Annotated in this window: 20 protein-coding genes; 14 read left to right on the top strand and 6 right to left on the bottom strand. The window is 69.6% G+C overall.

Annotated features, from left to right (window positions below):
• Positions 1-62 precede the first annotated feature (62 nt).
• A complete protein-coding gene (gene ffh, locus ACIQID_RS03415; protein WP_312672667.1) occupies positions 63-1,625 on the top strand; it encodes a signal recognition particle protein in 1,563 nt (520 codons plus the stop codon).
• Between the two features lie 12 nt (positions 1,626-1,637).
• Here the strand turns inward: ffh and ACIQID_RS03410 are convergent, their stop codons facing one another.
• Positions 1,638-2,546 carry an EamA family transporter gene (locus ACIQID_RS03410; RefSeq protein ID WP_400281988.1) on the bottom strand — a complete coding sequence of 303 codons (909 nt, stop codon included), beginning with the start codon at positions 2,544-2,546 and terminating at the stop codon, positions 1,638-1,640.
• Between the two features lie 78 nt (positions 2,547-2,624).
• Between ACIQID_RS03410 and ACIQID_RS03405 the strand changes: the two genes are divergently transcribed.
• On the top strand, positions 2,625-3,500 hold the full coding sequence (locus tag ACIQID_RS03405) for a LysR family transcriptional regulator (RefSeq protein ID WP_400281985.1): 876 nt from the start codon (positions 2,625-2,627) through the stop codon (positions 3,498-3,500).
• Between the two features lie 89 nt (positions 3,501-3,589).
• Here the strand turns inward: ACIQID_RS03405 and glpK are convergent, their stop codons facing one another.
• The 3 genes from glpK to ACIQID_RS03390 form a co-directional block, all read right to left on the bottom strand.
• Entirely contained in the window at positions 3,590-5,104 is a 1,515-nt protein-coding gene (glpK, locus tag ACIQID_RS03400) for a glycerol kinase GlpK (protein WP_312672663.1), read from the bottom strand.
• 36 nt (positions 5,105-5,140) lie between these two features.
• The gene (locus ACIQID_RS03395) at positions 5,141-5,896 is read right to left on the bottom strand and encodes an MIP/aquaporin family protein (RefSeq protein WP_071328522.1); all 756 of its coding nucleotides are present in this window, start codon (positions 5,894-5,896) and stop codon (positions 5,141-5,143) included.
• A gap of 92 nt (positions 5,897-5,988) precedes the next feature.
• A complete protein-coding gene (locus ACIQID_RS03390; protein ID WP_400281981.1) occupies positions 5,989-7,698 on the bottom strand; it encodes an FAD-dependent oxidoreductase in 1,710 nt (569 codons plus the stop codon).
• Between the two features lie 174 nt (positions 7,699-7,872).
• Between ACIQID_RS03390 and ACIQID_RS03385 the strand changes: the two genes are divergently transcribed.
• The gene (locus ACIQID_RS03385) at positions 7,873-8,772 is read left to right on the top strand and encodes a sugar-binding domain-containing protein (protein ID WP_312675024.1); all 900 of its coding nucleotides are present in this window, start codon (positions 7,873-7,875) and stop codon (positions 8,770-8,772) included.
• A 12-nt stretch (positions 8,773-8,784) separates the two neighbouring features.
• Here the strand turns inward: ACIQID_RS03385 and ACIQID_RS03380 are convergent, their stop codons facing one another.
• Positions 8,785-9,936: a glutamate--cysteine ligase gene (locus ACIQID_RS03380; protein WP_400281978.1), complete on the bottom strand. Its 1,152-nt coding sequence runs from the start codon at positions 9,934-9,936 to the stop codon at positions 8,785-8,787.
• A gap of 208 nt (positions 9,937-10,144) precedes the next feature.
• Between ACIQID_RS03380 and rpsP the strand changes: the two genes are divergently transcribed.
• The 6 genes from rpsP to ACIQID_RS03350 are packed head-to-tail and all read left to right on the top strand — an operon-like array spanning position 10,145 to position 13,404.
• Complete coding sequence (rpsP, locus tag ACIQID_RS03375; RefSeq protein WP_331202792.1) at positions 10,145-10,582, top strand: 30S ribosomal protein S16; 438 nt, start codon at positions 10,145-10,147, stop codon at positions 10,580-10,582.
• A 6-nt stretch (positions 10,583-10,588) separates the two neighbouring features.
• Positions 10,589-10,819 (top strand): RNA-binding protein, encoded by a 231-nt coding sequence (locus tag ACIQID_RS03370; RefSeq protein WP_025103341.1) that lies wholly within the window; start codon positions 10,589-10,591, stop codon positions 10,817-10,819.
• On the top strand, positions 10,803-11,420 hold the full coding sequence (gene rimM / locus ACIQID_RS03365) for a ribosome maturation factor RimM (RefSeq protein ID WP_400281974.1): 618 nt from the start codon (positions 10,803-10,805) through the stop codon (positions 11,418-11,420). Before ACIQID_RS03370 ends, rimM begins: the two co-directional genes overlap by 17 nt.
• Before the next feature lie 19 nt (positions 11,421-11,439).
• Positions 11,440-12,144 (top strand): tRNA (guanosine(37)-N1)-methyltransferase TrmD, encoded by a 705-nt coding sequence (trmD, locus tag ACIQID_RS03360; protein WP_400281971.1) that lies wholly within the window; start codon positions 11,440-11,442, stop codon positions 12,142-12,144.
• Between the two features lie 46 nt (positions 12,145-12,190).
• Positions 12,191-12,925: a class I SAM-dependent methyltransferase gene (locus ACIQID_RS03355; RefSeq protein WP_400281968.1), complete on the top strand. Its 735-nt coding sequence runs from the start codon at positions 12,191-12,193 to the stop codon at positions 12,923-12,925.
• The gene (locus ACIQID_RS03350) at positions 12,922-13,404 is read left to right on the top strand and encodes a pyrimidine dimer DNA glycosylase/endonuclease V (RefSeq protein ID WP_400281965.1); all 483 of its coding nucleotides are present in this window, start codon (positions 12,922-12,924) and stop codon (positions 13,402-13,404) included. The genes ACIQID_RS03355 and ACIQID_RS03350 overlap by 4 nt, the downstream gene beginning before the upstream one ends.
• On the opposite strand, the gene map is transcribed toward ACIQID_RS03350, so the two are convergent.
• Positions 13,367-14,149 carry a type I methionyl aminopeptidase gene (map, locus tag ACIQID_RS03345; protein WP_312672651.1) on the bottom strand — a complete coding sequence of 261 codons (783 nt, stop codon included), beginning with the start codon at positions 14,147-14,149 and terminating at the stop codon, positions 13,367-13,369. The two genes, ACIQID_RS03350 and map, sit on opposite strands and share 38 nt — an antisense overlap.
• A 109-nt stretch (positions 14,150-14,258) precedes the next feature.
• Between map and ACIQID_RS03340 the strand changes: the two genes are divergently transcribed.
• The 5 genes from ACIQID_RS03340 (at position 14,259) to ACIQID_RS03320 (ending at position 17,151) form a co-directional block, all read left to right on the top strand.
• Entirely contained in the window at positions 14,259-14,747 is a 489-nt protein-coding gene (locus tag ACIQID_RS03340; protein ID WP_400281962.1) for an MFS transporter permease, read from the top strand.
• A 169-nt stretch (positions 14,748-14,916) separates the two neighbouring features.
• The gene (gene rplS / locus ACIQID_RS03335; RefSeq protein ID WP_025103348.1) at positions 14,917-15,267 is read left to right on the top strand and encodes a 50S ribosomal protein L19; all 351 of its coding nucleotides are present in this window, start codon (positions 14,917-14,919) and stop codon (positions 15,265-15,267) included.
• A gap of 119 nt (positions 15,268-15,386) precedes the next feature.
• The gene (gene lepB, locus ACIQID_RS03330; RefSeq protein ID WP_312672649.1) at positions 15,387-16,112 is read left to right on the top strand and encodes a signal peptidase I; all 726 of its coding nucleotides are present in this window, start codon (positions 15,387-15,389) and stop codon (positions 16,110-16,112) included.
• Entirely contained in the window at positions 16,109-16,768 is a 660-nt protein-coding gene (locus ACIQID_RS03325) for a ribonuclease HII (protein ID WP_400281957.1), read from the top strand. Before lepB ends, ACIQID_RS03325 begins: the two co-directional genes overlap by 4 nt.
• Positions 16,769-16,824: 56 nt before the next feature.
• The gene (locus ACIQID_RS03320; RefSeq protein WP_017204525.1) at positions 16,825-17,151 is read left to right on the top strand and encodes a DUF2469 family protein; all 327 of its coding nucleotides are present in this window, start codon (positions 16,825-16,827) and stop codon (positions 17,149-17,151) included.
• The last annotated feature ends 65 nt before the right edge of the window (positions 17,152-17,216 follow it).

Raw genomic sequence — 17,216 nt, 5'->3', positions numbered from 1 at the left:
GGCGACGCTGCTCCGTGCCGCGCTGAGCGTGGAGGCTCCGCTCGCGTAGAATCGTAGGCACCATGGCTACCTTTGGCACGCTCTCCGATCGGCTCACCGACACCTTCCGCAACCTGCGCACGAAGGGAAAGCTCACCGCCGCCGACGTCGACGGCACGGTGCGCGAGATCCGTCGCGCCCTGCTCGACGCCGACGTCGCGCTCGCGGTCGTCAAGGACTTCACCGCCAAGGTGCGCGAGCGCGCTCTCGGCGACGAGGTCAACAAGGCGCTCAACCCCGCGCAGCAGGTGGTGCAGATCGTCAACGAGGAGCTCGTGCAGATCCTCGGCGGTGAGCAGCGGCGCCTGCGGTTCGCCAAGACCGCCCCGACCGTGATCATGCTCGCGGGCCTCCAGGGTTCGGGGAAGACGACGTTCGCCGGCAAGCTCGCCAAGCAGCTCGAGAGCGAGGGGCACACGCCTCTGCTCGTCGCCGCCGACCTCCAGCGCCCGAACGCGGTGAACCAGCTCCAGGTCGTCGCCGAGCAGGCCGGTGCCACGGTGTACGCGCCCGAGCCCGGCAACGGCGTCGGCGATCCGGTCAAGGTCTCGCGCGACGGCGTCGAGCACGCCCGCCGTCAGCAGCACGACGTGGTCATCATCGACACCGCGGGCCGGCTCGGCGTCGACGCCGAGCTCATGAAGCAGGCCGCCGACATCCGCAAGGCCGTCGATCCGGACGAGGTGCTGTTCGTCATCGACGCGATGATCGGTCAGGACGCCGTCAACACGGCCAAGGCGTTCCAGGAGGGCGTCGACTTCACCGGCGTCGTCCTCTCGAAGCTCGACGGCGACGCCCGAGGCGGAGCGGCGCTGTCGGTCGCCTCGGTCACGGGCCGGCCGATCATCTTCGCCTCCACGGGCGAGCGGCTGGAAGACCTCGAGCCGTTCCACCCCGATCGCATGGCCAGCCGCATCCTCGACCTCGGTGACATCCTCACCCTCATCGAGCAGGCGCAGCAGGCGTTCGACGAGGATGAAGCGCGCAAGGTCGCCGAGAAGCTCGCGAACGAGGCCTTCACCCTCGAGGACTTCCTCGAGCAGCTTCAGCAGATGAAGAAGATGGGCTCGATGAAGAAGATGCTCGGGATGCTCCCGGGCATGGGCCAGATGAAGCAGCAGCTCGAGGACTTCGACGAGCGCGAGATCGACCGCACCGAGGCCATCATCCGTTCCATGACGCCGGTCGAGCGTCGCAACCCCAAGATCCTCAACGGCTCCCGCCGTCTGCGCATCGCGCGCGGCTCCGGCATGACCGTCACCGACGTCAATCAGCTCGTGCAGCGCTTCGAGCAGGCCGCGAAGATGATGAAGACCGTCGCTCGCGGTGGCACGCCGAACATCCCGGGCATGGGGCCGGTCCCCGGCATGGGCAAGCCCGGCGCCTCGTCCAAGCGCGGCAAGAAGGGCAAGGGCGGCGGAGGCAACCGGTCCCGCTCCGGCAACCCGGCGAAGCGCGCGGCGGAGAACGCCGGCCTCGCGGCTTCCACGGCACCCACCGGCTCGGGCTTCGGCCTCGGCGGGGGCGCGGAGGCGCCGTCGGAGGCCGACCTCGCCGAGATCCAGAAGCTGTTCGGCAAGGGCTGAGCGGCCGGGACCTCAGCGCACGGCGACGGCCGCGGCCGAGGGATCGACCGTGGTCGCCGGCGTGCCTCGCGGCCGCGCCGCGAACTGCCCGCCGACGAGGGCGGCGAGCGTGATCAGGATGCCCGTCACCTGGACCACGGTGAAGCTCTCGCCGGCGATGAGCGCTCCGAGCACCGTCGCGACGATCGGTGAGAGCAGGGCGAGCAGGCCGGGCACGATCACGGGCAGGCGCTGGATGCCGCGGAACCAGAGCGTGTAGGCGATGATCCCTCCCGCCGTCGCGAGCCAGAGGTAGCCGAGGAGTGCCCCCGCGTCGAGGGCGGGAGGCGGGCCCTCGACCGCGAAGGTGAGGGGGAGGAGCAGCAGTCCGCCCGCGCTGAGCTGCCAGCCTGCGTACGCCACCGGGCCGACGCCGGAGGGGCGTCCCCAGCGCTTGGTGAGGATCATCCCGAGGCCGGTGGCGGTCACGCCGCCCAGAGCCGCGATGAGGCCCCAGAGGTCCAGCGCGGCGGCCGGACCGAGGACGACGAGGGCGACCCCTGCCGCTCCCGCGACGGCGGCGGCCGCGGATACCGGTCGGACACGTTCTCCGAGCACGAGCGCCCCGAGCCCCAGGACTATCAGCGGCTGCGCACCCGCGACGGCGGCTGCCACCCCGCCGGGGAGGCGTTCGGCCGCGAGGAACAGCAGCGGGAAGAACGCGCCGATGTTGAGGGCGCCGAGCACGACGACCCTGCCCCACCAGGCGCCGTGCGGCAGGCGGCGGGCGAGCAGCACCGCGAGGAGGCCGGCGGGCAGCGAGCGGAGGAGGCCGGCGAGGAGCGGGTGCCCGGCGGGGAGCAGCTCCGTCGTGACCAGGTAGGTCGTACCCCACGCCGCAGGGGCGAGTGCCGTGACGAGGGTGAGGGTGAAGCGGTTCATGCTCCCAGCCTGCGCGCCGTGTCCAGATGAGTCCAACGCATTGTTGTCACGCTATTCATGAAGAGAGATCATGAATGTATGGAACTCCAGCATCTGCGATATGTCGTCGCTGTGGCGGACACCGGGTCGTTCACCCGCGCGGCGGAGCGCTGTCACGTCACGCAATCGGCCCTCAGCCATCAGGTCGCCGCTCTCGAACGCGAGCTGGGCGTACGGCTGTTCGCGCGCACGAGTCGCAGCGTCCGCGCGACCGAGTCCGGAGAGGCGTTCCTCCGGTCCGCGCGGCTCGCCGTGCGCGCCGCGGATCAGGCGCGGGAGGACGCGGCGGCGGCGAGCGGGGAGGTGGTGGGGACCCTGCGACTGGGCATCATCCCCACGGTGACCGCTGTCGACGTCCCCGCGCTCCTCGTGGCCTATCGCACCGCGCATCCGGTCGCTCGCGTGGAGCTCCGCGAGGGGAACAGCGACAGCCTCATGGCGGCGATCCGTCGGGGCGATCTCGACGTCGCATTCCTCGGGCTTCGGGAGGGAGCGGACCCTGAGGGGGTGGCCTCCCGCCCGTTGACCCGTGAGCCGCTCGTGGCGGTGCTGCCTCGCGGGCATGTCCTCGCTGCGAGGCGGAGGGTGCGGCTGAGCGATCTCACGGATTCCGCGTTCGCCGACTTCCCCGCCGGAACATCGGGACGCGCGCAGAGCGACGCGGCGTTCCTGGCCGCGCAGGTCGGGCGGGACGTGGCCTTCGAATCCGACACGGCTGCGAGCCTGATCGGCCTGGTCGCTGCGGGCCTCGCCGTCACGCTGCTCGCACCCGGCGTGGTGCGGGGGTATCGGGACGTCGTCGACACGGTGGCGGTCCAGGACGGCCCGGTCCGTGTCGAGCACCTGGCCTGGGACGCCGCGGCACCGCGCAGCGCCGCGCGCGCCTTCCTCGACATCGTCGCGGCAGCCTCCTGAGACCCTGTTCCGGGTGCACGGGCGGAGATCGACCCGGAGACGACGAAGCGGGCCCGGGAAGAACCCGGACCCGCCTCGTCGTGTGGTGATCAGCGCACGTCGTCGTCGACCCAGTCCATCGACTTCGTGACGGCCTTGCGCCACAGGCGCAGCTGGCGGTCGCGCTCGGCCTCGTCGAGCGAGGGCTCCCAGCGGCGGTCCTCCTGCCAGTTCGCGGACAGGTCGTCGAGGCCGCTCCAGAAGCCGACCGCGAGGCCTGCGGCGTAGGCCGCACCGAGCGCGGTGGTCTCCGCCACGACCGGCCGCACGACCGGGACCCCGAGGATGTCGGCCTGGAACTGCATGAGCGCGTCGTTGGCGACCATGCCGCCGTCGACCTTGAGCTCGCTGAGGTCCACTCCGGCGTCCGCGTTGACCGCGTCGAGCACATCGCGGGTCTGGAAGGCCACGGCCTCCAGGGCGGCGCGCGCGATGTGGTTCTTATTCGCGTAGCGGGTGAGACCGACGATCGCGCCACGGGCGTCCGGACGCCAGTACGGGGCGAAGAGACCCGAGAACGCGGGGACGATGTACACGCCGCCGTTGTCCTCGACCTTCTCGGCCAGCTCCTCGACCTCGGGGGCGGAGGAGATGATGCCGAGCTGGTCGCGCAGCCACTGGATGAGCGATCCGGTGACGGCGATCGATCCCTCCAGCGCGTAGTGCGTGGGCTGGTCGCCGAGCTTGTAGCCGACGGTGGTGAGCAGCCCGTTCTTCGAGCGGACGATCTCCTCGCCCGTGTTGAAGATGAGGAAGCAGCCCGTGCCGTAGGTGTTCTTGCTCTCGCCCTTCTGGAAGGCGGCCTGACCGAACGTCGCCGCCTGCTGGTCGCCGAGGATGCCGGCGATCGGCGTCTCGCGGAGCAGCGACGAGCTCTCGGCCGCACCGTAGACCTCGGAGGAGGAGCGGATCTCCGGCATCATCGAGCGCGGCACGCCGAACGCCTCGAGGATGTCGTCGCGCCACTCCAGCGTCTCGAGGTCCATGAACATCGTGCGCGAGGCGTTGGTGACGTCGGTCGCGTGCACGCCGCCGTCGATGCCGCCCGTGAGGTTCCACAGGACCCAGGAGTCGGTCGTGCCGAAGAGCAGGTCTCCGGCCTCGGCCTTCTCGCGGGCGCCGTCGACGTTCTCCAGGATCCAGGTGATCTTGGTGCCGGAGAAGTAGGTCGCCAGCGGGAGGCCGACGATCGACTTGAACCGGTCGACGCCCTCGTCGCCCGCGAGGCGGTTGACGATCTCCTGCGTACGGGTGTCCTGCCAGACGATGGCGTTGTAGACCGGCTTGCCCGTGGTCTTGTCCCACACGACGGCGGTCTCGCGCTGGTTCGTGATGCCCACGGCGGCGATGTCGTGGCGGGTGAGATCGGCGCGACCGAGGGCCAGACCGATCACCTCCTGGACGTTGCGCCAGATCTCGGCGGCGTCGTGCTCGACCCAGCCGGCCTTGGGAAGGATCTGCTCGTGCTCCTTCTGACCGGTGGCGACGATGCTGCCCTTCTTGTCGAAGATGATCGCGCGGCTCGACGTGGTGCCCTGGTCGATCGCGATGATGTAGTCAGCCATGTGTTCTCCTTTGAATTCCCGAGCGGTTGAGGGGGATCAGCCGGCGAGGCTGAGCAGGCCGGGGGCGGCGAGGGCGGCGATGACACCACCGATGAGCGGACCGACGACGGGCACCCACGAGTAGGACCAGTCGCTGGAACCCTTGCCCTGGATCGGCAGGATCGCGTGGGCGATGCGGGGACCGAGGTCACGAGCCGGGTTGATCGCGTAGCCGGTGGGGCCACCGAGCGACGCACCGATCGCGACCACCAGGAGGGCCACCGGAAGGGCGGTGAGCGGGCCGAGGCCACCGGGCGTGCCGACCTCGATGTCGCCGTAGTCTGCGAACGCGAAGATGACGAACACGAGGACGAATGTGCCGATGATCTCGGTGACGAGGTTCCAGCCGTACGAGCGGATGGCGGGGCCGGTGGAGAAGACGCCGAGCTTGTTGGCGGCCTCCGGCTCCTGGTCGAAGTGCTGCTTGTAGGCGAGCCAGACGACGATCGCGCCGATGATCGCGCCGAGGAGCTCCGCGGCGGTCGCGGTGAGGAACATCGCGAAGGTGATCTTGCCGGCGACGAGGAGGCCGATGCCGACGGCCGGGTTCAGGATGGCGCCGGAGTATGCCGAGACGAGGACACCCGCGAACACCGCGAGGCCCCATCCCCAGTTGACCATCAGGAAGCCGCCGCCGAAGCCCTTGTTCTTCGCGAGGGCGACGTTCGCCACGACACCGCAGCCGAGCAGGACCAGCATCGCTGTGCCGACGAGCTCGGAGAGGAAGTAGAGACCGAGATTGACGTCAGTCATGTCTTCGTTGACCTTTCTTGCGGGTCGGGGCCCCTCTGCCCCGACCCCTTATGGGGTAGCACCGCGAGGAGGGCGCGGTGGTCGGGGCCCCGTCAGCCGCGGGCGCGGGACGGGATGTGGAGTCCGTGTCGCTCGTTGAGCAGCACCCGCGTCTGCTCCACCTCGGCATCGTGACGCTCGCGGTCCCAGCCGAGGAGCGGAGCGAGGGCGTCGGCGATCTCGTCGAGCACCTCCGCTCGGGCGCCGCCGGTGAAGGCGATGCTCGTGCGGCGGAGGATGACGTCCTCCAGACGAGTCACCATCTCCTCGTTCACCATCCACTCCAGCTCGCGGGTGGAAAGGTCGCCGCCGGCGAGGGGCGCGTCGTCCCCCTGCTCGACGTACGCCCAGACGGCTGCCGCCCTGGTGCCGTAGCGGGCGAGGAGCTGGTCGGCCCGGGGACCCGCGCCGGCGAGGTTCTCCTGGATCCAGATCCGCTTGGCCTTCTCGGTACGCGGGAACTCGCGTCCGCCGCCGATCGCGCGGCCTGCGGTCGACACGGTACGCGTGCGGCCGAGGAGTCCGAGGACGGTGTCGGAGAGCGATTCGCCCAGAGCGCGGAACGTGGTCCACTTGCCGCCCACGAGGCTCACCAGCGGGACGGCGCCCTGGCGGTCGACCTCGACGCGGTAGTCGCGGGAGACGAAGCCGGGAGCGGTGTCCTCGTGGCGGGGGAGCGGACGGATGCCGGAGAAATTGTAGACGATCTGCTCACGGGTCACCGAGATCGACGGGAACACGTGGTGGATGAGGTCGAAGAAGTAGTCGATCTCCTCCTCCGTGCACACCGGCACCTCGCGCGGGTCGGCGTCGATGTCCGTCGTGCCCACGAGGACGCGCCCCTTGAGCGGGTAGATCAGCACGATGCGACCGTCGGAGTGCTCGAAGAAGATCTCGCGTCCCCGCGTGGCCTCCAGCAGCTCGGGGTGGTCGAGCACGATGTGCGAGCCCTTGGTGCCGCCCATGAAGTGGGTGTCGGTGCCGAGGGCGTCGTTCGTGAGGTCGGTCCACGGGCCGGAGGCGTTCACGACGACATCCGCGGTCACGGTGAACTCGGTGCCGCTCTCCCGGTCGCGGAGGGTGATCTGCTCGCCATCGCGGCCGATCGCCTCGACGTAGTTCAGTGCGACGGCACCGGGGTGGCTCGCGCGGCCGTCCTGCAGCACATCGAGTGCGAGGCGCTCGGGGTCGTGCATCGACGCGTCGTAGTACGTCGCGGTGTACTTGATCTTCGGGTCCATCGACGGCAACTCGGCCAGGGACTTCTTGCGGCCGAGGAAGCGGTGCCGGGGGACGGTGCCGCCGTCGCGCGAGAACGTGTCGTAGATGGTGAGGCCGACCTTGATGAGGAAGGCGCCGCGCTCCTTCGGCTTCCCGCTCTTGTGCGTGAGGAAGCGGAGGGGAGCGGAGAGGATGCCCGAGAACGTGGAGTAGATCGGGATCGTGGTCTGCAGCGGCTTGACGTAGTGCGGCGCGATCTTGAGCAGACCGTTGCGCTCCTCCACCGATTCACGGACGAGGCGGAACTCGCCGTTCTCCAGGTAGCGGATGCCGCCGTGGATCATGTGGCTCGACGCGGCGGAGGCGCCGGAGGCGAAGTCGCCGCGCTCGACGAGGACGACGTCGACGCCCTGCAACGCCAGGTCGCGGAACGTGGAGATGCCGTTGATGCCGCCGCCGATGACGAGGACACTGGTGCGTCCGGATTCACGGAGCGCGCGGACCGCGTCCCGCTCCGGGGACGTGTGGGTGGAATCGATCATCGTCGACCCTCTCTTCCTTGCTTGCCACCAGCATCGACCTCCGTGACGTCGCGCGCAAGCTCGCTGCACATATGTGCAAGGATCGAGGGAGAGGAGGTCAACGTGTCCGGATCCGCAGCGCCGTCGCGCGACGGGAAGCTGATCGCCGCGCTCACCGCCGCACAGCTCTACTACATGCAGGACAAGACCATGGAGGTCATCGCACAGGAGCTCGGCACCTCGCGATCCTCCGTGTCGCGACTGCTCAGCTTCGCGCGGGAGAGCGGCCTCGTCGACATCCGCATCAACTCGCCGTTGGAGCGTCTCGGCATGCTCGAGCAGCGCATCAGGGACCGGCATCGGGTGGTGGCGCACGTGGTGCCGATGGCCGAGATCGTGAGCGAGGTCGAGCGCCTGGAGCGTGTGGCGTTGACCGCGGGTCGGCTCCTCTCCCAGTTCGTGGACTCGAACATGATCGTCGGCGTGGCCTGGGGATCGACCATCAGTGCCGTCAGTCGCGGTCTCACGCAGAAGGAGACCCACAACACGACGTTCGTGCAGCTCAACGGTGCGGGCAACACCCAGACCAGCGGCGTGGAGTACTCCAGCGACATCCTGCAGCGCTTCGGCAGCGCGTTCGGGGCGCAGGTGCAGCAGTTCCCCGTCCCGGCGTTCTTCGACGACCCCGCCACCCGGGAGGCGATGTGGCGCGAGCGCAGCACCCGCCGCGTGCTCGACCTGCAGGCGAAGATGGACATCGCCGTGTTCAGTCTCGGCTCGCCGGCGGCGGAGGTGCCCAGCCGCGTCTACGTCGGTGGGTACCTCGGCCGCGAGGACTACCGCAGCCTGCGGGAGGACCACGCGATCGGCGACGTGGCCACGGTCTTCTTCCGTGCCGACGGATCCTGGAGGGACATCCGGCTCAACGCGCGGGCGACGGGTCCGGGGCTCGACCGGCTGCGCCGCGTGCCCCGACGCGTGTGCGTCGTCTCCGGAGTCCCCAAGCTCGCGAGCCTGCGCGCGGCGATCGCCGCCGAGCTCATCACCGACGTCGTGCTGGACGAAGGCCTCGCACGCCGCCTCGTCGAGGACTGAGCGGCGCGGGGATCACTCGCCTTCGATGGACGACTGCGGCCCGGTCCGGAACTCGCGGATGAGGTGCTGGACGACCGCGCGGAGATCGCCGTCCGTGGCGTCGGCGACCGCGAGCTGACGGGCGTAGCTCGCCCCGCCGTCGAGGATCGACGCGATGCTGCCGAGCTCCCGCACGCACCCGAGTTCGACGGCCACCGGGGCGAGCTCCTCGATCTTCTCGGTGAGGTGCTCGCGGACGGGCCGCTGCGTGCCGATCGTGTCGGTGATGACGCGGGCGTCGAGGCCGTACCGGGCCGCGCGCCACTTGTTCTCGCGGTGGAACCACGCGGGAAGGTCGGGGAGGGCTGCCCCGTCGTCCAGGAGCCGGGAGAAGTGCTCGACGAGGACCTGCACCAGCGCGGCCACTGCGGCCATCTCGGAGAGGGTGGACAGGCCGTCGCACGCCCGGACCTCGATCGTGCCCCAGCGCGGAGCGGGACGGATGTCCCAGCGCACCTCCGTGGCGTCGGCCATGACTCCAGTGCGGACCATGTCGTCCAGGTAGCGCTCGAACTCCGACCAGTCGCGCAGCGGCCAGGGCAGGCCCGCGGTCGGCAGCTGCTGGAAGACGAGAGCGCGATTCGAGGCGTACCCCGTGCGCTCCCCGGCCCAGAACGGGCTGGACGCCGACAGCGCCTGCAGGTGGGGGAGATAGGCCGACAGCGCGTTGATGATGGGGAAGACCTTGCGCTGCTCGTCGACGCCCACGTGCACGTGGATGCCCCAGATCATCATGTTGCGCCCCCACCACTGGGTGCGCTCGATGAGGCTGTGATAGCGCGTCTTGTCGGTCACCGACTGGTCGTACCACTGGGCGAACGGATGGCTTCCGGCGGAGAGCAGCTCGATCCCTGCAGGGTCGGTGGCTGACCGCACCGCCGCGATCGCGTTGGCGATGTCGTCGACGGCGTGGGCCACGGAGTCGCCGATCCCGCTGGTCACCTCGATGGTGTTGGTGAGGAGCTCGCCGGTGACGGTGTGGCGTTCGTCCTCGCTCGCCGCCTCCAGTGCGGCGAGGAGTTCCGGCGCGCGGCCGACGAGATCACCGGTCTCGGGATCGGCGAGCATGATCTCCCACTCGAGACCGACGGTGGAGCGGGCCGAAGCGGCGAAGTCGAGCTGCACGGGGACAGTCTGACACGGGGCCGGGCCTGCTCCGCAACGCCGTGTCGCCGGGTTTCGCACCCGGCCCGCGCATCTGGCAGAATAGAGGGTCGGACGACGTGCTCGACCCTCTATCCAGCACTCGTCCTCCTCATTTGAGCTTCCGCCGGGTGTGCACCCCACGCTCCAGGCGACCGGTTCGTTTCCTTCCACACCATTCAGGAGAATCGTGGCTGTCAAGATTCGTCTCAAGCGCATGGGCAAGATCCGCGCGCCGTACTACCGCATCGTCGTCGCCGACTCGCGCACCAAGCGCGACGGTCGTGTGATCGAGGAGATCGGCAAGTACCACCCCACCGAGGAGCCCTCGTTCATCGAGGTCGACTCCGAGCGTGCGCAGTACTGGCTCTCCGTCGGCGCGCAGCCGACCGAGCAGGTCACCGCGATCCTCAAGATCACGGGCGACTGGGGCACCTTCAAGGGAGACAAGGACGCCAAGTCCACCCTCAAGGTCGCCGAGCCGAAGGCCGCCTTCGAGGTCGACGGTTCCAAGAAGTCCGTCGTGAAGCCCAAGGCGGAGAAGAAGGAGGAGGCCCCCGCTGCGGAGGCCCCCGCCGCCGACGCCGACGCGGAGGCCGCTGAGGCTCCCGCCGCCGACGCCGAGTAATCCATCGTGCTCGCCGCCGCGCTCGAACACATCGTCAAGGGGATCGTCGATCACCCCGAAGATGTGCGCATCCACGAATCGTCGTCGCCGCGAGGCGACCTGCTCGAGGTGCGTGTGCACCCCGACGACCGTGGTCGCGTGATCGGGCGCGGCGGCCGCACGGCCAAGGCCCTGCGCACCCTCGTCAGCGCTCTCGCCGACGGGCGTCGCGTCCGCGTCGATGTCGCGGACGACTGACGTGGTGTCGCAGGACCGCACCCAGGGCCGTAACCAGCTGCGCGTCGGGCGCCTGGTCAAGGCCCACGGGCTCAAGGGCGCCCTGAAGCTCGAGCTCTACACCGACAACCCGGAGCGGCGCTTCGTCCCCGGGGCCGCGTTCACGTTGCAGGTGCCCGAGGCATCTCCGTGGCACGGCAAGGAGATCGTCGTCCGCGAGTACCGCGTGATGAACGGGAACCCCGTCGTCTTCTTCGAGGACGTGGACGACCGGAACGCCGCCGAGAGCCTCGTCCGCGCCATCCTCTGGATGGACCAGGACGAGGACGAGACCGAGGACAACGCCTGGTTCGACCACCAGCTCGTCGGTCTGGACGTCGTCCGCGACGAGGTGGTCATCGGCCGCGTGGTCCGGGTCGAGCACCTGCCCGCGCAGGACCTCCTGATCGTCAAGCCCACGTCGACCGGCAGCACGGACGAGGTGATGGTCCCGTTCGTCGAGGCCATCGTCCCCGCCGTCGAGGTGGGCGCCGGGCGCATCATCGTCACCCCGCCGGCCGGGCTCTTCGAGGAGCTTCCCGAGTCGGAGGACGAGACCACTCCCTCCGACACCGCCGAGTGACCGCTGATACGGTTCCCCCGTGCGCATCGACGTCGTCTCCATCTTCCCCTCGTACTTCGACGGACTGACGCTCTCCCTGCTCGGCAAGGCCCGGGGCTCGGGCCTGCTCGACCTCCAGGTGCACGATCTCCGCGACTGGACGCACGACCGGCATCGCACCGTCGACGACACCCCGTACGGCGGGGGAGCGGGCATGGTCATGAAGCCGGAGCCGTGGGGTCTCGCGCTCGATGAGCTCACGGCGGACGCCACCCCTGCGCCGACCATCATCTTCCCCTCGCCGGCGGGCGAGGTGTTCACCCAGGCGACCGCGCGGGAGCTCGCGGGGCGCGACCATCTCGTGTTCGGCTGCGGCCGCTACGAGGGCATCGACGAGCGCGTCTTCGAGTACGCCGCCGAGCGTGGCGAGGTGCGGTTGCTGAGCCTCGGCGACTACGTCCTCAACGGCGGCGAGGTGGCGACGATGGCGATGATCGAGGCCATCGGCCGTCTGATCCCGGGTGTCGTCGGCAATCCGGAGAGCCTGGTCGAGGAGTCGCACGAGGACGGCCTCCTCGAGTACCCGTCGTATACGAAGCCCTCGGTGTGGCGGGAGCGCGCGGTCCCCGATGTGCTCCTCAGCGGCAACCACGGTGCGATCGCGGCATGGCGTCGCGAGCAGCAGCTCGTCCGCACCCGCCTGCGACGCCCTGACCTGCTCCCGGACGCGTCGACCGACGGCTGACCCGACCGCGGCCATCCGCCGCGACGACGGCTGTTAGCGTCGAGTCATGGTGGATGTGACACGCGCGCGATCGTTCGAGGGCATCGGCGAGGAGTACGACCGCTACCGACCGGGGTTCCCGGAGCGTGCGGCCGACATCATCGTTCCGGACCGGGTGGCCACGGCGCTCGACCTCGGCGCCGGCACCGGGAAGTTCACGGGTCTGCTCGTCGCGCGCGCGGCGCGGGTGATCGCGGTCGAGCCTTCCGCGCCGATGCTCGCCGTGCTCGTGCGGACGTTGCCGACGGTCGACGCGCGGCCGGGGACCGCGGAGAGCATCCCCGTGCCGGACGGCTCCGTCGATGCCGTCAGCGTCGCTCAGGCGTTCCACTGGTTCGATCGGGACGCGGCTGCGGCTGCGATCGCCCGCACGCTCGTCCCTCACGGCACGCTCGGGCTGCTGTGGAATCGCGCCGACCCCGCCTGTGCGTGGGATCTCGCGTGTCACCGGGTGGCCCATCCCGCGGTCGGCGCCGACGACGATACCTCCGCATCGGCCGCGGAGCTCCCCGGCTTTGTGCTGGAGGTCCACGAGGAGGTGCGCTGGACGGAGCGGATCACCCGCGAGGACTACCTCCGACGGTGGGGCACGGTGAGCAGCTTCCTCGTAGCGGACGATGCCGAGCGCGAGGCGATGGCGGCGAGCCTGGAGGCGGTGCTGGACGGCGCCGACGAGACGCGGGGAGAGGCGGAGTTCGATCTGCCCCACCTCACCGACGTGTTCCGCTACCGCCGGGCATGAGGATCTGGTCGCTGCACCCCGAGTACCTCGACCGTCAGGGGCTCGTCGCCTGCTGGCGGGAGACGCTCCTCGCCCAGGCGGTGCTCGTCGACGCCACGAAGGGGTATCAGCGGCACCCGCAGCTCGAGCGCTTCCGGGCGTCGGCCGATCCGGTGGCCGCCGTGGGTGCGTACCTGAGGGGCGTCGCCGACGAGGCGGACGCCCGCGGCTATCGTTTCGACCGGACGCGGATCCAGCGGGCGGAGTCGGCGGTGCCGACGATCCCGGTCACCACGGGTCAGCTCGCGCGGGAGTGGGAGCATCTGCGGGCGAAGCTCGCCGAGCGCAGTCCGGAGGTGCTCACCCGTCACGGGTCTGTGCAACTCCCGACGGCGCACCCGCTGTTCGTCGTCGTGCCGGGGCCGGTCGCGCCCTGGGAGCGCGCCGGCCCCGCTGCCGGAGTCAGTCGACGCCGAGGAACGAGCGATCCGTCAGGATGATCGGTCCGTCCTCGGTGATGGCGATGGTGTGCTCGGAGTGCGCGCCGCGGGAGCCGTCCGCGCTGCGCAGCGTCCACCCGTCGGGGTCGGTGATCAGCTCGTCCGTCGTCGCGAGGAACCACGGCTCCAGGGCGAGCACGAGGCCGGCTCGGAGCGGGAAACCGCGTCCTGCGCGGCCGTCGTTCGCCACATGAGGGTCGCCGTGCATCGTGCGGCCCACGCCGTGACCGCCGAAGTCGGTGTTGATGGAGTACCCCTCGCCGTGCGCGACGTCGGCGATGGCGGCGGAGATGTCGCCGATGCGCTTGCCGACCACCGAGGTCTCGATCGCGGCGGCCAGCGCGCGCTCCGTGGTGTCGATGAGGCGCAGGTCCTCCTCCTTCGGCGTGCCCACGACGAAGGAGACCGCGGAGTCCGCGACCCAGCCGTCGACGGACACGGCGAAGTCGAGGGTGACGAGGTCGCCGTCCCGGAGCGTGTAGTCGTGCGGGAGGCCGTGCAGCACGGCGTCGTTCACCGAGGTGCAGATGACCTTGCCGAAGGGGCTCGCCCCGAAGGAGGGGTGGTAGTCGATGTAGCAGGACTCGGCGCCGGCCTTGCGGATCATGTCGTGGGCCCGGCGGTCGATCGCCAGGAGGTTGGTGCCGACCTTCGTCTCGTCGCGCAGGGTCGCCAGCGTCTCGGCGACGAACCGGCCTGCCGCGCGCATCTCATCGATCTCGGCAGGGGTGCGCAGTTCGATCATCAGTGTCCTCTCGTCGTCCTCCATTCTCCCTGATCGCACAGGTGCCCGGCGCCTGCCGCTCTCAGCGAACACCCGTGACGCGCCGGCGCGGTCGCCGTAGCATCGGAGCATGTGGATCCGACAGGCCTTCTTCCGCTGGCTGCTGCCGTCGGCGTTCCTCCTACCGCTGTGGCTTCTCATCGGCTGGGCCGTCTTCCAGGGCGGCTGGTCGATCCTCTGGGTGCTGCTCATCGCGATGCCCTCGGTCTTCGTGGGACAGCTCCTGCTCACGCTGCTGACCCGCTCCCGCCCGTCCGTCCGCGCCGAACGCGCCGTGTCGTGGTGGGACGTCGCCGGGTTCGGGCTCTGGCACGCGCTCACGATCGCGGTCGGCTTCTTCATCGACGGGGTCTTCGGCTGGCTGCTCGCGGCCGCCATCGTCGTCGGCATCGCCCTGGTCTGGCTGCAGCTGTGGCAGCTCTGGAACGAGGCGCGGGGGAGCGGGACGCGGATCCGCGAGACCATCTCCTGGTCGACGATGACGCCGCCGCGCACCGAGGCCCCGCAGACGAGCGTGCACGAGGTGATCGTGGTGCGGGAGACCGACGACCGGCTCTGACCTGTCGTTTTGGTCGGGCCTGTCATCCGTGGCAGAATGGTTGTTTGTGCCGTGACCGGCTCTGCCCCAGGGGAGCCCGCGGACGCGTCAGCGCCGTTCGGCACACTCCCATTCTTGTTCCTTCCTAATCCGTGCATCCGACCTGAGGCGAGTGCAGAGAGAGACGATCATGCAGATCCTCGACGCCGTCGACGCGGCTTCGCTCCGTTCCGACATCCCCGAGTTCTTCCCCGGTGACACCGTCAAGGTGCACGTCAACATCACCGAGGGCAACCGCTCCCGTATCCAGGTCTTCCAGGGCGTCGTCATCGGCCGCCAGGGCGACAGCGTCCGCGAGACCTTCACCGTCCGGAAGATCAGCTTCCAGGTGGGTGTCGAGCGTACCTTCCCCGTGCACTCCCCGGTGATCGACCACATCGAGGTCGTCACCCGCGGTGACGTGCGTCGCGCCAAGCTCTACTACCTGCGCGAGCTCCGCGGCAAGAAGGCGAAGATCAAGGAGAAGCGCGTCAACAACTGACGCGAAGCTTCTTCACAGCACCCCGGGACACGATGTCCCGGGGTGCTTTCGTTCTCCCCCCGGTGTGCGAACCTTGATACTGCCGTGCGCTCGCGGTGCATTCTTCGAGAAGGAACCAGATGACTGACTCTCCGTCCGCACGCCCGACACGACGGCGGCGCGGGTTCCTGGTCTTCCTCCGCGACGTGCTGGTCATCGTCGTCATCGCCGCGCTGGTGTCCTTCGTCATCAAGACGTTCGTCGTGCGCTCGTTCTACATCCCGTCGGCCTCGATGGAGCGGACGCTGCTGATCGACGACCGCATCCTCGTCGACGAGCTGACCCCGCGATGGACCGGCTACGAGCGCGGCGACATCGTCGTCTTCAAGGATCCGGGCGGGTGGCTCGACCCCATGCCGCAGGCGCCGGCGCAGCCGCCGCTGATCAAGGCCGTCGACTGGGTGCTCACCTTCGTGGGCATCTCGGCCACCGACACCCAGGATCACCTCGTCAAGCGCGTGATCGGCGTCGAGGGCGACCATGTGGTATGCTGCAACGCGCTCGGACAGATCACGATCAACGGCGCCCCGATCGACGAGCTGAGCTACCTGAACCTTCCCGAGGGGGACACCGCGGCCTCCAACGAGCCGTTCGACGTCGTGGTGCCGGAGGACTCGGTGTGGCTCCTCGGCGACAACCGGGACCGCTCCCGCGACGCCCGCGCACACCAGGAGCTGCCCAGCGGCGGTTTCGTCCCCGTCTCCAACATCGTGGGCAGGGCGTTCCTGACGACCTGGCCGCTCGACCGGTTCGGACCGATCGACAGCCACCACGACATCTTCACCGGAGTGCCGGATCCCGAATGACCGTCATCACGCCACGACTGACCCTGGAGCGGAAGCTCCTGGGGGAGTGCGACCTCATCATCGCCCTCGATGAGGTCGGTCGCGGCGCACTGGCGGGACCGGTGGCCGTCGGAGCAGCGGTCATGGACGCCCAGGGTGCCCGCCGCCGGGTTCCGGACGGCCTGCGCGACTCGAAGCTGGTCCCCGAGCGCCGGCGCCCGGATGTGGCCGCCCGCGCCGCCGCCTGGGTGCAGGCCTCGGCCGTCGGCTGGGCGACCGCGGCGGAGGTCGACGAGGTCGGGATCATGCGGGCCCTGGGTCTCGCCGCCTCGCGAGCCGTGGAGGCGGTGGTCGCACAGGGCGCGACGGTGGAGAACGCCCTGGTCCTGCTCGACGGCAATCACGACTACGTCTCGCGTGTGCATCCGGTGCCGCTGCGGGTGCACCCCGTCATCAAGGCCGACCGAGACTGCGCCTCGGTGTCCGCGGCGTCGGTGATCGCGAAGGTCGCGAGAGACGGTCTCATGGCGGAGCTGCACGAGGACCATCGCGACTACCAGTGGGATCGCAACAAGGGGTACGCGAGTCCGGAGCACCGGGAGGCGATCCGCTCGTTCGGCCTCTCGCCGTTCCACCGGTCGTCGTGGGCGATCGCCGACGCGCCGACGCTCTTCTGAGCCGTCACGCCCGGGATGCCGCGACCGGCGCCCGCCGACCATAGGATGGACTCATCATGGATGAGGAAGCCTTCGACGACTACGACCGCGAGCTCGAGCTCGCGCTGTTCCGCGAGTACCGCGACGTCGTCTCTCAGTTCCAGTACGTCGTGGAGACCGAGCGTCGCTTCTACCTGGCCAACGAGGTCAACGTCGTGCGGCGGGACACCGAGCACGACTTCTACTTCGAGATCTCCATGAGCGACGTCTGGGTGTGGGACATCTACCGGGCCGACCGCTTCGTGAAGGCCGTCCGGGTGCTCACGTTCAAGGACGTGAACGTCGAGGAGCTGCAGCGCCGCGAGTTCGAACTGCCGCAGGAGCTCTCCCTCGACGGAGAGTGACGCGGCGCGCGGTTCCTGCACAGCGGTGACATTCTTCGTCGTTTCCATAGCCTCTGGACCGTTCG

Origin of the sequence: Microbacterium sp. NPDC091676 (assembly GCF_044756645.1) — a bacterium.
Taxonomy (GTDB): Bacteria; Actinomycetota; Actinomycetes; order Actinomycetales; family Microbacteriaceae; genus Microbacterium; species Microbacterium paraoxydans_D.
Note: the sequence above shows the minus strand (reverse complement) of the source record. Positions and strands in the feature narration are given on the sequence as shown.